Genomic DNA, 13,194 nt, shown 5'->3' with positions numbered 1-13,194 from the left:
AAAAACCCCGACATCGCTGCCGGGGCTTTTTCTTGTAGCTTGCAGCTTACAACTTGCTGCTCAGCTTACGCCTGAACCACCGGGATCTTGGCGTTGGCCGCAGCTTCGCGGAACTCGGCGATCTGGTCGAAGCTCAGGTAGCGGTAAACGTCGGCGGCCATGCTGTCGATGTCTTTCGCGTACTGCATGTACTCTTCGACAGTCGGCAGCTTGCCGATGATCGACGCGACAGCAGCCAGCTCGGCCGATGCCAGGTACACGTTGGTGGCGTCGCCCAGACGGTTCGGGAAGTTACGGGTCGAAGTGGAAACCACGGTCGAACCGGTCTGCACACGTGCCTGGTTACCCATGCACAGCGAGCAGCCTGGCATTTCCATGCGCGCACCGGCCTTGCCGTAGATGCCGTAGTAGCCTTCTTCGGTCAGCTGGTGAGCGTCCATCTTGGTTGGCGGGGCCAGCCACAGACGGGTCGGGATACCACCCTTGACCTTGTCCAGCAGCTTGCCGGCAGCGCGGAAGTGACCGATGTTGGTCATGCACGAACCGATGAACACTTCGTCGATCTTCTCGCCCTGTACCGAGGACAGCAGGCGGGCATCGTCCGGGTCGTTCGGCGCGCAGAGCACAGGCTCTTTGACGTCGGCCAGGTCGATTTCGATGATTTCGGCGTATTCGGCATCGGCGTCGGCCGACAGCAGCTCAGGCTTGGCCAGCCAGGCTTCCATGGCCTGGGCGCGGCGCTCCAGGGTGCGTGGGTCGCCGTAGCCTTCGCCGATCATCCAGCGCAGCAGGGTGATGTTGGACTGCAGGTACTCGGCGATGGCCTTCTCTGGCAGCTTGATGGTGCAACCGGCAGCGGAACGCTCGGCCGAGGCGTCGGACAGCTCGAAGGCTTGCTCGACGGTCAGTTCGTCCAGGCCTTCGATTTCCAGGATGCGGCCGGAGAAGGCGTTTTTCTTGCCTTTCTTCTCGACGGTCAGCAGGCCCTTCTGGATGGCGTAGTAAGGGATGGCATGTACCAGGTCACGCAGGGTGATGCCTGGTTGCAGTTTGCCCTTGAAGCGCACCAGGATCGACTCTGGCATGTCCAGCGGCATGACGCCGGTGGCTGCGGCGAAGGCTACCAGGCCGGAACCGGCCGGGAACGAGATGCCGATCGGGAAGCGGGTGTGCGAGTCGCCACCGGTACCGACGGTGTCAGGCATCAGCATGCGGTTCAGCCAGCTGTGGATGATGCCGTCGCCCGGGCGCAGCGACACGCCGCCACGGGTGCGGATGAAATCTGGCAGGGTGTGGTGGGTGGTGACGTCGATCGGCTTCGGATAGGCCGCGGTGTGGCAGAACGACTGCATCACCAGGTCAGCGGAGAAGCCCAGGCACGCCAGGTCTTTCAGCTCGTCGCGGGTCATCGGGCCAGTGGTGTCCTGGGAACCGACGGTGGTCATCTTCGGCTCGCAGTAGGCGCCTGGGCGTACGCCCTGGCCTTCTGGCAGGCCGCAGGCACGACCGACCATTTTCTGCGCCAGGGTGAAGCCCTTGCCGGTGTCGGCAGGCTGCTCTGGCTTCTTGAACAGGTCGGAAGCGCCCAGGCCCAGTTCGGCACGGGCCTTTTCGGTCAGGCCGCGGCCGACGATCAGCGGGATACGGCCGCCAGCGCGGACTTCGTCCAGCAGTACTTCGGTTTTCAGCGTGAACTCGGTAACCAGCTCGTCGCTGTCGTGACGGCGTACTTCACCTTTGAACGGGTACACGTCGATGACGTCGCCCATGGCCAGGTTGGTGCAGTCGAATTCGATCGGCAGGGCGCCGGCGTCTTCCATGGTGTTGTAGAAGATCGGGGCGATCTTGGTACCGAAGCAGAAACCACCGGCGCGCTTGTTCGGCACGTACGGGATGTCGTCGCCGAAGAACCACAGCACCGAGTTGGTAGCGGATTTACGCGACGAACCGGTACCGACCACGTCACCGACGTAGGCAACCGGGAAGCCCTTGGCCTTGACCGCTTCGATCTGGGCCAGCGGGCCGACCGAACCTGGCTGCGACGGCTCGATGCCGTCACGGGCCATTTTCAGCATGGCCAGGGCGTGCAGCGGGATGTCAGGGCGCGACCAGGCGTCCGGGGCAGGCGACAGGTCGTCGGTGTTGGTTTCGCCAGGTACCTTGAACACGGTCAGGGTGTACTTGTCGGCGATGGCCGGGCGCGAGGTGAACCACTCGCCGGCAGCCCAGGATTCCAGAACAGCCTTGGCGTGTGCATTGCCGGCCTTGGCTTTTTCGGCCACGTCGTGGAAGGCATCGAACATCAGCAGGGTGTGCTTGAGCTGTTCGGCCGCGACGGCGCCCAGTTCGGCGTCATCCAGCAGCGTAACCAGCGTTTCGATGTTGTAGCCGCCCTGCATGGTGCCCAGCAGCTCGGCAGCGTGCTTGCGGTCGATCAGTGGCGATTTGGCTTCGCCCTTGGCGACGGCAGAGAGGAAAGCAGCCTTGACGTAGGCAGCTTCGTCGACCCCTGGTGGTACGCGGTTGGTGATCAGGTCTACGAGGAAGGCTTCTTCGCCGGCCGGCGGGTTTTTCAGCAGCTCGACCAGGCCTGCAGTTTGTTCGGCGTTCAGCGGCTGGGGCACGATACCCAGGGCGGCACGCTCTTCGATGTGTTTGCGGTAGGCTTCAAGCACAGTTATTTCCCTCATCAGTGGTCCCTAAAGGGGGTCCGGGACGCTTATCCAGCATTCGATGCACCCATGCGCTGCCACGGCTTTGTGGGCCGCCCAGCCAGAGTCGCAAAGAATCCTTACAGAAGCTGCTTTCAAAGTTTTACGCCTGCAGAACGGGGAGCTGATGAGGGCTGGCGCGGGCATGCGAGGGGTGCATGGCCCGGGCCAACGCCGTTCTACCGGATTAACTGTGCTCGTGACGCTTTGAAAACAGCTTCCAACGGACATTGTTGCCTTTGAAAAGGCGGGATGATTCTACGGCAAAAAACGGCCGAAGGTAAGGCGCAGAACATGACTTTAACGGGTGACCCTGGTTAGACAAAGGGCTAACATGGGCCGGTGTTCCACCGCCAAGCCGTTGTTTTTCATGTCCAACAAGTCCATCAAGACCCCTTGCGTCGGCCTGTGCTCCACGGTGTACGGAGACACGGTGTGCCGTGGCTGCAAGCGTTTTCACCACGAAGTCATCAACTGGAACGGCTACGACGACGACCAGAAGCGCGCCGTGTGGCTGCGCCTAGAGCAATTGCTGGTGCAGGTGATGATGGCCAAGCTTGAGGTGTTCGACAAAAGCCTGCTGCGCCAGCAACTGGAGCAGCGCTCCATCCGCTTTGTCGAGCAGCAGTCGGAGTATTGCTGGGCCTACCAGCTGATTGCCCGCGGGGCGCGGATGATCCGTGACCTGGAGGCCTACGGCATGGTGCTGCTGCCGGAGTTTCGCGATTGGGAGCTGCCGCAGCTGCGCGATGCCATCGACCGTGAATTCTTCCTGTTGTCCGAGGCGCACTACCAGCGTTATATCGCCCCGGCATTTCTCAAGGCTGCACTGCCTTAGCGCCTCGTTCCATCTGAAATACCCCGCAGCGGCATGACAAGCTCGCCCTTCATTCTTGCGAGGGCTCGTTCATGCCGATCTATTATCGTTTTGTGCCTAAGACTTCCTTCATTGCCAAAGTCTGGTGGCAGTTGGATGACACCCGTGTCGAGCCCGGTAAGTGGGATCAGAACGCGCCAGGGATTGTTCCCGTGTGGATGCGCTTCGACGGTAACGACGGCATGGACACTTACATGCGTAGCGAGCCGCTCGATCAGTCTCAGAATGGCAAGGGTGTGCTTGCCGACAGGTTCTGGTTCGGGGTTTATGAGGGGCATTTCCTGGGCGGTGGCTATTACTACCAAGTCAGGCCCGCCGTGCTGCGCCCGAGTATGCCCCCCAGAATCATGAAGTATGTGATGGAGGCCGACCTGTCAGGCTACATGGCCATGTACATCAGCCTGTTCGATTCGCCCGAAAGTACAATTATTGCGGCCAACGACCTCTGGCGCCTGGAGGGCTTGGCGCCAACGCGGCTGACGGTGGGGGCGCTGCACCACAATCTGACGCTTGCGACCTACGACGATTTTGCCGTCAAACGCTACAAGCAGTTCGGCAAGCCGTACCTGAACAGCAAGGCCACCGGGCAGCGTGGGCGGGTGACGCTGGAGATTCAGGAGTACCCTTTCCAGTGATGCTCGCCCCGCCGCGTGCGTGCCTCAGTCGCCCGTGTATTCACACCCACTGGTGCAGGTTTCGTGGATACGTACTTTCGACAGCTCCGGCATCAGCGGCTTGACCTGCTCCCAGATCCACTTGGCGATCACTTCGCTGGTGGGGTTTTCCAAGCCCGGGATGTCGTTCAGGTAATTGTGGTCCAGTTGCTCGTAGATCGGCTTGAAGATTGCCTTTACCTCGGCAAAGTCACGAATCCAGCCTGTGTGGGGGTCAAGCGGGCCGGTCAAGTGCAGCCCGACCTTGAACGAGTGGCCGTGCAGGCGGCCGCATTTGTGCCCGGCAGGCACGTGGGGCAGGCGGTGGGCCGATTCGAAAGTGAATTCCTTGAAGATTTCCACGCTGTCATAACTCTGTGTGAATCAATAATGCGCGCAGTTTACCAGTTTGCCTGGATATCTTCAGCGCCTATCAGATCGAGCGCCGCCCGCGCGGCGCTTCGCGGCACAAGGCCGCTCCCACATCTGTTTCGGGCCAGTCTCTCCTGTGAGGTCACCTCTGCCTGCCTTGTTTGTTCCCGCCGATATCGGCTGCGCTGCTGTCGTCATCAATCTCCAGCCATGCACCCAGGGTGCGAGTGCGCAGGTGGCAGGAGTAACTGGCCCGAAACAAATGTGGGAGCGGCCTTGTGCCGCGAAGCGCCGCGCGGGCGGCGCTCGATCTGACAGGCAACCAAAATCCCAAGGCAAGCACCCGTCAGCGCCATGCGCCTAGCCGCTCATCGCCCCATTGCAAACCGGCTGCGCTATCATGCCGCCAGCTGTTTTCAGGTTGAATTAAGGACCGCGGGTTAATCTTAACCCCGTAGACAACTTGCACAGTTCTCAGGAGAGAAGAACGATGAAAACCTTGACTGCCCTGTTCACCGCCGCCGCCCTTGCCCTCGGTGCCAATGCCGCCTTCGCCAAGGACGTGCAGCCCGATGAAGTGGTCAAACTGGTCAATGCCAAGACCATCAAGTCGCTGGACGAACTCAAGGCCACCGCCGTGGCCAAGCACCCGGGTGCCACCGTCACCGATTCCGAGCTGGAAGACGAGTACGGCCGCTACATCTACAAGGTCGAGCTGCGCGACACGCAGAACGTCGAATGGGACGTGGCGCTGGACGCCAAGACCGGTGAAGTACTGAAGGACGAGCGGGACAACTGATGATCCACTTACCGCGGCCAGCGCGTTACCTCGCGCTGGCGCTGCTGGCCGTGTGTTCCCTGGCCTCTGCCCGCGACCTCGACCAGGACGAAGCCCTGAAGCTACGGCAGAAGGGCGTTATCCTGCCACTCGAACAATTGCTGGAAACCGCCCTGGGGCGTTACCCCGGGGCGCGTTTGCTGGAAGCCGAACTGGAAGAGGACGACGATCGCTACGAATATGAAGTCGAGTTGCTGACGGCTGAAGGTGTGGTGCGCGAAATCAAGCTCGACGCCAGCACCGGCGCACTGCTCAAAGACGAGGAAGACGACTGAATGCGCCTGTTGCTTGTCGAGGACAACGTACCGCTGGCCGATGAACTGATCGCCGGCCTGCAACGCCAGGGCTATGCCGTGGACTGGCTGGCCGACGGCCGTGACGCGGTGTACCAGGGCCAGAGCGAACCTTACGACCTGATCATTCTCGACCTCGGCCTGCCGGGCTTGCCGGGCCTGGAGGTGTTGGCGCAGTGGCGTGCCGGTGGCCTGGCCACGCCTGTGCTGATCCTGACCGCCCGCGGCTCGTGGGCCGAGCGTATCGAGGGGCTGAAGGCCGGGGCCGATGACTACCTGAGCAAGCCCTTTCACCCCGAAGAGCTGCAACTGCGCATCCAGGCCCTGTTGCGCCGTGCCCGTGGCCTGGCCAACCAGCCGAAGCTGGAAGCGGCCGGCCTGCACCTGGACGAAAGCCGCCAGTGCGTCAGCCGTGATGGCGTGGATATCCAGCTGACCGCCGCCGAATTCCGCCTGCTGCGCTACTTCATGCTGCACCCGCAGCAGATCCTGTCCAAGAGCCACTTGGCCGAACACCTCTACGACGGCGAGACCGAGCGTGATTCCAACGTACTGGAAGTGCACGTCAACCACCTGCGCCGCAAGCTTGGCCGCAGTGTCATCGAAACCCGCCGCGGCCAAGGCTACATCTACGCCGGGAGCGGCGAGTGAAATCGATCCAGGCGCGTCTGAGCCTGGGCCTGGTTGCCGTGCTGGTGGTGGTCGGCGTGGTGCTGGCGCAGCTGACCTTATGGCTGTTCGAAGCCGGCCTGCAGCGCTACCTGGAGAACGGCCTGCGCAAGGAAAGCGAAAACCTGCTGGTGGCCCTGGTGCGCGGGCCGTCCGGTTTGCAGCTGGACGAGCGGCGGATTTCGGCGGCCTATCAGCGGCCGTTCTCGGGTTACTACTTCCGCATCGATTTCGACAATGGCGCCCTTCAGCAGAATACATGGCGCTCACGCTCGTTGTGGGACCTGGATATGCCCAAGCCCGCCGCACCGGGCCTTTCCGACAGCCATGAACTTGGCCCTGAAGGCCAGCAGCTGCTGGCCTTGCGCGCCGACTACCGGCGCTTGGGCCAGGACATTTCGATCAGCGTGGCGCAGGACTACTCACCGGTACGTGAAGGTTTCCGCCGCCTGCAACAGATCGGCCTGGGCATGGGCCTGATCGCGTTGATCCTGGTGCTGGTGTTACAGCGCATTACCGTAACCCGCTCGCTACGGCCCCTGGAACGGGCCCGCCAGCAGATTGCCCAGCTGCAGCAGGGCCAGCGTTCGCAACTGGATGCCGAAGTGCCCAGCGAACTGGCGCCGCTGGTGGGGCAGATCAACCATTTGCTCAGCCACACCGAAGACAGCCTGCGCCGTTCGCGCAATGCCTTGGGCAACCTCGGCCATGCGCTGAAGACACCGCTGGCGGTGCTGCTGAGCCTGGCGTCCAGCGAGCGCCTGAAGGATTTACCCGAGGTGCGTGCGCAGATGCGTGAGCAGCTGGAGCAGATTCAGCAGCGCCTGGCGCGTGAGTTGAACCGTGCGCGCCTGGCAGGTGATGCGCTGCCGGGGGCGCAGTTCGATTGTGATGCCGAGTTGCCGGGGTTGCTCGGGACCTTGGGCATGATCCACGGCGAGGGGCTGCTGCTGGCCAGTGATGTGACACCGGGGTTGCTGTTGCCGTGGGACCGGGAGGACGTGCTGGAGCTGCTGGGCAACCTGCTGGACAACGCCTGCAAATGGGCGGACAGCGAGGTGCGCCTGGGTATTGCATCGGATACCGAGGGTTATCGGCTGTGGGTCGATGACGATGGGCCGGGTGTTCCCGAAGGGCAGCGGCAGCAGGTGCTGGAGCGCGGTTCGCGGCTGGATGAGCAGGTTGACGGGCATGGCCTGGGGCTAGGGATTGTGCGCGATATCGTTGAGGCCTGGGGAGGGCGGTTGGCGCTGTCGGAAAGCCCTCAAGGCGGGCTGCGGGTTTTAATCGAGCTACCGCGCAAGGCTCGATAGAGCCGGGGCCGCTTTGCGGCCCATCGCAGGCAAGCCAGCTCCCACAGGGATTGCGCCGCTCTTGAGCCCTTTACAGAACCTGGGGGAGCTGGCTTGCCTGCGATGGGCTGCAGAGCAGCCCCTATGCCAACTCCCAAACATGAGCCCAGCTCCCACAGGGATTGCGCCGCTGTTGAGCCCTGTACAGAACCTGTGGGAGCTGGCTTGCCTGCGATGGGCTGCGCAGCAGCCCCAATGCCAACTTACAGGCGTGAGCCCATGCCCGTATCACCACTGCAAAAAAATTGCAGTACAGGCGCATTTTTTTGAATTAGCCCAATCCCGCCCCGCCCGGCAAAATCCGCCCACGAAACCCTGCGGTTTCCATCTCTCCATGGACGGAGCCCCCTTGTGATATTGCATGCGCAATACGAGGCCCAGGTCAGCTCGGCTGGGCTTTCTTTTTAAACAGAAAAAACAAAGATCCCGATTACTTAAATGTCTGCCTCGCGTTCCGAAAGTCGTCTGCAGCGGCTGTTGCCGGCGCCCCTGAATATTCCCCCAAAAGAATGGTTGCGTGCCGGTATCGGCGCGTTGCTTGGCCTGTTCCTCGCCGGCTGGTTGACCAGCATGGCCTATGGCCCCGGCATTGCCCTGCACCTGCTTGGCCCGCTGGCTGCCTCGGCCGTGCTGGTATTCGCCGTGCACTCCGGCCCGCTGGCGCAACCCTGGCCGGTGCTGGGCAGCTATGCGCTGGCCGGTGCAGTCGGCCTGGCCATGCGTCAGGGCTTCGGCCCCGAACTGTGGGTAGCCGCTGCCGCATTGTGCATCTCGATTCTGGTGATGTGCCTGCTGCGCTGCCTGCACCCGCCCGGTGGCGGGGTGGCGGTGAGTGCGGTGCTGGCCGACTCGGGGCTGACTGCCATGGGTGACCACCTGCTGGAACCGGTGCTGCTCAATGCGCTGATCCTGGTAACGGTGGCAATCCTCTATAACCGCCTGACCGGCGTGCGCTACCCGAAAGGCGCGGTACCGCGCATAGACCTGCACCACACCCATGACCCGCTACCCAGCGAGCGCGTGGGCATCCGCAGTGAAGACCTTGACCAGGCCCTGGAAGAGCTGGGCGAGTTCGTCGACGTCACCCGGGACGAGCTGGAGCGCATCATCCTCGCCACCGAGCAGCACGCCTTGCAGCGCAGCCTGGGCGGTATTACCGCCGCGTCGGTAATGTCACGCGATGTGCAATTCGCCAGCCCCGACACTACCTTGGAGCAGGCCTGGAAAATGCTCGCCAGTCACCACCTGAAAACCTTGCCGGTGCTGCAGCAGGGCAAACTGGTAGGCATCGTCAGCCTCAGCGACCTGGTCGGCCCGGCCATGCAGCGTGGCCGTTTCAGCTGGCGCGGGTTGTTCGGCCGCAAGGTGGTGCGCATGGAGCAGGTGATGAGCCGGCGGGTGGTCAGCGTCAGCAGCCAGCACCCACTCGAGCGCCTGCTGCCATTGCTGTGCGAACAAGGCCTGCATTGCCTGCCAGTGCTCGACGCCGACAAGCTGGTGGGGGTGATCACCCAGACCGACCTGATCGCCGGCCTCAAGCGTCAACTGCTCAGCAAGGCCGAGGCTTCAGATAACCGGGTCCCAGCGTTGTGACCAGTCACTGGCGCCAGCGGCCACCAGCCGGCGCAGGATGCTGAAAGCCTGCTGCAACGCTTCGCTGTCGCGCTTGCGCGGGTACACCAGGAACGTCGGGTAGGTGAACTCCGGCGCCTGCGGTACCCGCTCGAAGACCCCGCTGTCGAGGTAGGCCTGCACCACCCGCGTGCGGAAGTAGCCACTGCCGCCCTGATCGAGAATGAACTGCAGGGCCAGCGGCCCGAGGTTGAAGCTCAGTGCCGGGCGCGCGCAGTCGGGCAGGGCGGCATCGTGCTGGCGGCGGAAGGCATCGCCCCAGTCGATGTAGATATACGGCTCGGGCTGGTCGACCCGACGCACGCGGATCAGCTTTTCTTCCATCAACTGCTCGACTTGCAAGCCAGGGCCGTAGGTCGGTTGGTACACCAGCGCGGCGTCCAGCAGGCCCATCTCGACCTTGCGCAGCAGCGATTCGCCGTCACTGACCTCACTGCGGATCGCGTGGCTGGGCAGCTCACGGTGCAAGGCGCTGACCCAGTCGAGCATCATCGGGTTGCCCAGGCTCACCTCTCCGCCCACATGCAGCACCTGCTGGCAGCCTTGCGGCAAGGGCAGGTCGCGGCGTGCCGCTTCCCAGGTTTGCACCAGCTGGTTGGCATAACTGACGAACGCCTCACCGTCACTGGTCAGGCTGGCACCGTTGCGGCTGCGCACGAACAACTGGCAGCCCAGTTGCTGCTCCAGGCGCTGTACCCGGGCGGTGATCGCGGTCTGTGACACGAACAGGCGTTCGGCGGCGGCGACCAGGCTGCCGCAACGCACGATTTCCAGGAAGGTACGGGCCTGATCGATGTCCATGGGTTGCTCGGTGGCTGAAGGGGTGGCCTATTCTAGAGGCTTTGCACCGTTATGGGGCGCTTTTGCGTTGTCTGCAAATTTGCAGGTCGGTTGTGACTTTAGTCCCCTGGCGGTGCGGGTGCAGCGGTCCATACTCAAGGTTCGCCCTTCAATAACAACAAGTACCGGGTTCCCATCGATATGAGCTACCAGCACAGCTACGCCCACTCCATTTCCGACCCAGCTGCTTTCTGGGCGGAGCAGGCCTCACGCCTGGCCTGGCACCGCAAGCCTGCCATAACCCTGCAAACCAACGCCGACGGCACCCACCGCTGGTTCGCCGACGGCCGCCTGAACAGCTGCTACCTGGCCCTCGATCACCAGATCGAGCAGGGCCGCGGCGAGCAGCTGGCGCTGATCTACGATTCGCCGGTGACCGGTGTGCAGCAAACCTACACCTACCACCAGCTGCGCGACGAGGTGGCGCGCCTGGCCGGCTTGCTGCGCCAGTTGGGGGTAAACAAGGGCGACGGGGTCATCATCTACATGCCCATGGTCCCGCAGGCCGCCATGGCCATGCTGGCCTGTGCGCGGATTGGCGCGGTGCACTCGGTGGTGTTTGGTGGTTTTGCCGCCAACGAACTGGCCCTGCGCATCGACGATGCCCGGCCGACGCTGCTGCTGACGGCATCATGCGGGCTGGAATTCGACCGGGTGATCGAATACAAGCCGCTGGTTGATCGCGCCCTGCAACTGGCCCGGCACCAACCGCGCAATGTGCTGGTGCTGCAACGGCCGCAGGCCCAGGCTGAACTGCAGCCAGGCCGTGACCTGGACTGGCAGGCGGCATTGCACGGCGCCGAGCCGGTGGCCCCGGTCGAGCTGGATGCCGGCGACCCGCTGTACATCATTTAGGGGTACCTGGTAACTGTTATCAATTAAATAATTCCACAATTTCAGGTGCTTACAGCTCCTAACACTTTTTTCAGATTCGCTCCTGTTCGACGAACGGTCGTCGCCGGAGAGCAGTCGTTAGGAAGCCAATTCACCGCATCCGATGCATCGTTGTTCCCACCACCCTCGCCATCAGCAAGCTTAAGGTCGTTACCTAAATCCCGGCTTGGTTTCGGTGATCGCTAATCCTTCAGGGATAGCATGGCGAGTTAGTTGACGATTTCCGGGGGGAGTGCGGGTGAGGAGCTAGCAGTCGAGGGGATAGGCATAGATGGTCTGACGGAACACCGGATGAGCCCCTTCAAGCCCCTGTATCACTACAAGCCCAGATCCCTCCCGAAGATAATCTCTGCCAACTGTGGAGGGGCGGTTCCGTCATCAATCCACCATTGAAGCGCAGCCAAAAGAAAAGCATCCCATACCGGTTCAGAGATCCGAACCATTCTGCGCAAATTCCAATTCCCGAATACTGTAGTACCGCGCTTGAGTGAACGTCGCAGCGAACGCATGATAAGACGTTCTATTACTGTGCGCCCTTGATGATCGGATAGTTGGATTGATGGGGTTGAACCATAAATATAATCCGGCGCAGATGTGCAATTTTTGATTGCATCACAGATGACGACTGGGGTCTTCAGGGATACAGCCGCATGAAGAATTGACCTAGTGGCATGCAGATCGAACCGGAGCGACGGATCTATTAGATGTTTTACGATTGGAGAGGGCTTTGCGTAATAGGAGGCCATTTGAGCGTTGATGCAATGCGAAAAGATACGATGCACCGTCCATGTGTGCACGGGCGGTACTCCCGGATTCAAGCATGCGCCTATGATTTGTTGTGCTTGGGTAAGAGTTTTTCTGGTTGACATGATCAGCTCTTCTCGGTGTTCGAAAAATTGCGAATACCAAAATGGTACGAGACGGTTAAAGACGATCCACTGCCTATAAGTGCTAATGCTCAGCAATTTCGGCTGTCCCGAAGCATCGAGGGGCTGCAGCCTGAAAGATCCCGAGCCAGCATCGATTCGCTGAATTTATGGTGTCCTAGATTTCCAGGAATCCATTGCGAACAAAGAATTTTGAAATCAAATCCCTGATGACCTCACGATTCTCAAACGCCTGCTCGATTGAGTACCCCGCCTTCAGTACCTGATCAACTGCCTGATATTCCACCTGCCTTACGAAGGCCTTAGTTCTTTCCTTGTCAAGACGCAGTTCCGGTAGTGGCTTTCCAGGATTCTCGTACGCGAGCCCTTGCATAATGCCGCAAATGCAACCGCCAAATCCTTCGGCGTAAACGTGGGTTATGGTTTTCAGATGCTTCGCTAGCAGTTCGCTGAAGTAGTTAATATCGGGCTCGCCGAGCATGGCCCGGAGGTTCCCAAAATCGACATTGATGCCAATGTTGGGATCTTGGCACTCAAACATTGACTGGTATTCTTCAATCGTCCGTTTGCAGGGTGAAAGCGCAACGTATGCTTCTTTGCAATGTGCTACCGGCTCATCACAGAGTTGATCGGCGGCCTTACTCGCCTCGTCAACGGATGGGAAAAGAGCCGCAATGATCGGTCGCACGAAATGCCAGGCCTCGTTGTCATCCACATTCATCTCGACGCTCAAGAACCCCCGGAAAGCCTTCAGATCTTTCCAGCTCGTGAAGGCTGTGATGGGCTCTTTGGTGATCGAGAGGAAGGCATTGAAGGCGTACAGGCTTCCCCATATACCCACCTGGTCACAGGCGGCATCGACCTTATGCTTGATGGTCTCTTCATTCAGCACGCCTAAGCGACGAAGAGTGCCCCTGTCATGAAGCTTGATTTGCGTGAGAGTGATCATTCTGTGTGATACCTCGTGTTCACGTTGAGGTGGGCTAGATGTCCGTGGATGAACTCAGGGTAGCATGGGTTTTTGATTGTGCTTCCTGCGCGAAAGTTAAGGTTGGAGGTGCGGGTTTCAATATATTAGTAAATCGTCGATCGTAACTTTGGCTCGTTGGGTGTTTCTGTGTGGTATTGAGAAAAGATATAGCTGTATTAGCAAATTTATTTGTGGGGGTAGATGCC

General features: G+C 60.9%; 11 protein-coding genes and 1 pseudogene. 8 read left to right on the top strand and 4 right to left on the bottom strand.

Annotated features, from left to right (window positions below; all coding sequences use genetic code 11):
* Positions 1-65 precede the first annotated feature (65 nt).
* Positions 66-2,675, bottom strand: a complete 2,610-nt coding sequence (gene acnB / locus ACI2KG_RS14335) for a bifunctional aconitate hydratase 2/2-methylisocitrate dehydratase (RefSeq protein ID WP_400617542.1) — start codon at positions 2,673-2,675, stop codon at positions 66-68.
* Between the two features lie 406 nt (positions 2,676-3,081).
* On the opposite strand from acnB, the gene ACI2KG_RS14330 reads away from it, so the two are divergent.
* A complete protein-coding gene (locus tag ACI2KG_RS14330; protein ID WP_404662404.1) occupies positions 3,082-3,549 on the top strand; it encodes a DUF1289 domain-containing protein in 468 nt (155 codons plus the stop codon).
* A gap of 71 nt (positions 3,550-3,620) precedes the next feature.
* Positions 3,621-4,223 carry a hypothetical protein gene (locus tag ACI2KG_RS14325; protein ID WP_404662350.1) on the top strand — a complete coding sequence of 201 codons (603 nt, stop codon included), beginning with the start codon at positions 3,621-3,623 and terminating at the stop codon, positions 4,221-4,223.
* A gap of 24 nt (positions 4,224-4,247) precedes the next feature.
* Here the strand turns inward: ACI2KG_RS14325 and queD are convergent, their stop codons facing one another.
* Positions 4,248-4,604, bottom strand: coding sequence for a 6-carboxytetrahydropterin synthase QueD (gene queD / locus ACI2KG_RS14320; protein WP_016392794.1), 357 nt, complete (start codon positions 4,602-4,604; stop codon positions 4,248-4,250).
* A 499-nt stretch (positions 4,605-5,103) separates the two neighbouring features.
* Here queD and ACI2KG_RS14315 point away from each other — a divergent pair, with 499 nt between their 5' ends.
* From ACI2KG_RS14315 to ACI2KG_RS14295, 5 genes are all read left to right on the top strand, one after another.
* Positions 5,104-5,412, top strand: coding sequence for a PepSY domain-containing protein (locus tag ACI2KG_RS14315; RefSeq protein WP_016714736.1), 309 nt, complete (start codon positions 5,104-5,106; stop codon positions 5,410-5,412).
* Positions 5,412-5,726, top strand: a complete 315-nt coding sequence (locus tag ACI2KG_RS14310; protein ID WP_404662349.1) for a PepSY domain-containing protein — start codon at positions 5,412-5,414, stop codon at positions 5,724-5,726. The genes ACI2KG_RS14315 and ACI2KG_RS14310 overlap by 1 nt, the downstream gene beginning before the upstream one ends.
* Positions 5,727-6,395 carry a response regulator transcription factor gene (locus tag ACI2KG_RS14305; protein ID WP_400617417.1) on the top strand — a complete coding sequence of 223 codons (669 nt, stop codon included), beginning with the start codon at positions 5,727-5,729 and terminating at the stop codon, positions 6,393-6,395.
* Positions 6,392-7,726, top strand: coding sequence for a sensor histidine kinase (locus ACI2KG_RS14300; RefSeq protein ID WP_404662348.1), 1,335 nt, complete (start codon positions 6,392-6,394; stop codon positions 7,724-7,726). Before ACI2KG_RS14305 ends, ACI2KG_RS14300 begins: the two co-directional genes overlap by 4 nt.
* Before the next feature lie 477 nt (positions 7,727-8,203).
* Positions 8,204-9,358: an HPP family protein gene (locus tag ACI2KG_RS14295; RefSeq protein ID WP_404662347.1), complete on the top strand. Its 1,155-nt coding sequence runs from the start codon at positions 8,204-8,206 to the stop codon at positions 9,356-9,358.
* Here ACI2KG_RS14295 and ACI2KG_RS14290 read toward each other — a convergent pair.
* Positions 9,332-10,198 carry a LysR family transcriptional regulator gene (locus ACI2KG_RS14290; RefSeq protein WP_400617414.1) on the bottom strand — a complete coding sequence of 289 codons (867 nt, stop codon included), beginning with the start codon at positions 10,196-10,198 and terminating at the stop codon, positions 9,332-9,334. The genes ACI2KG_RS14295 and ACI2KG_RS14290 overlap by 27 nt on opposite strands.
* A 180-nt stretch (positions 10,199-10,378) precedes the next feature.
* On the opposite strand from ACI2KG_RS14290, the pseudogene ACI2KG_RS14285 reads away from it, so the two are divergent.
* Positions 10,379-11,089: pseudogene (locus ACI2KG_RS14285) on the top strand (AMP-binding protein); the annotation flags it as partial.
* A 1,086-nt stretch (positions 11,090-12,175) separates the two neighbouring features.
* Here ACI2KG_RS14285 and ACI2KG_RS14280 read toward each other — a convergent pair.
* On the bottom strand, positions 12,176-12,967 hold the full coding sequence (locus tag ACI2KG_RS14280; RefSeq protein ID WP_404662346.1) for a hypothetical protein: 792 nt from the start codon (positions 12,965-12,967) through the stop codon (positions 12,176-12,178).
* Positions 12,968-13,194: the final 227 nt, after the last annotated feature.

This window comes from Pseudomonas sp. NPDC089407 (assembly GCF_044900445.1).
GTDB lineage: Bacteria > Pseudomonadota > Gammaproteobacteria > Pseudomonadales > Pseudomonadaceae > Aquipseudomonas.
The sequence above is the reverse complement of the archived record's forward strand: the minus strand, read 5'-3'. Positions and strand labels throughout refer to the sequence as shown.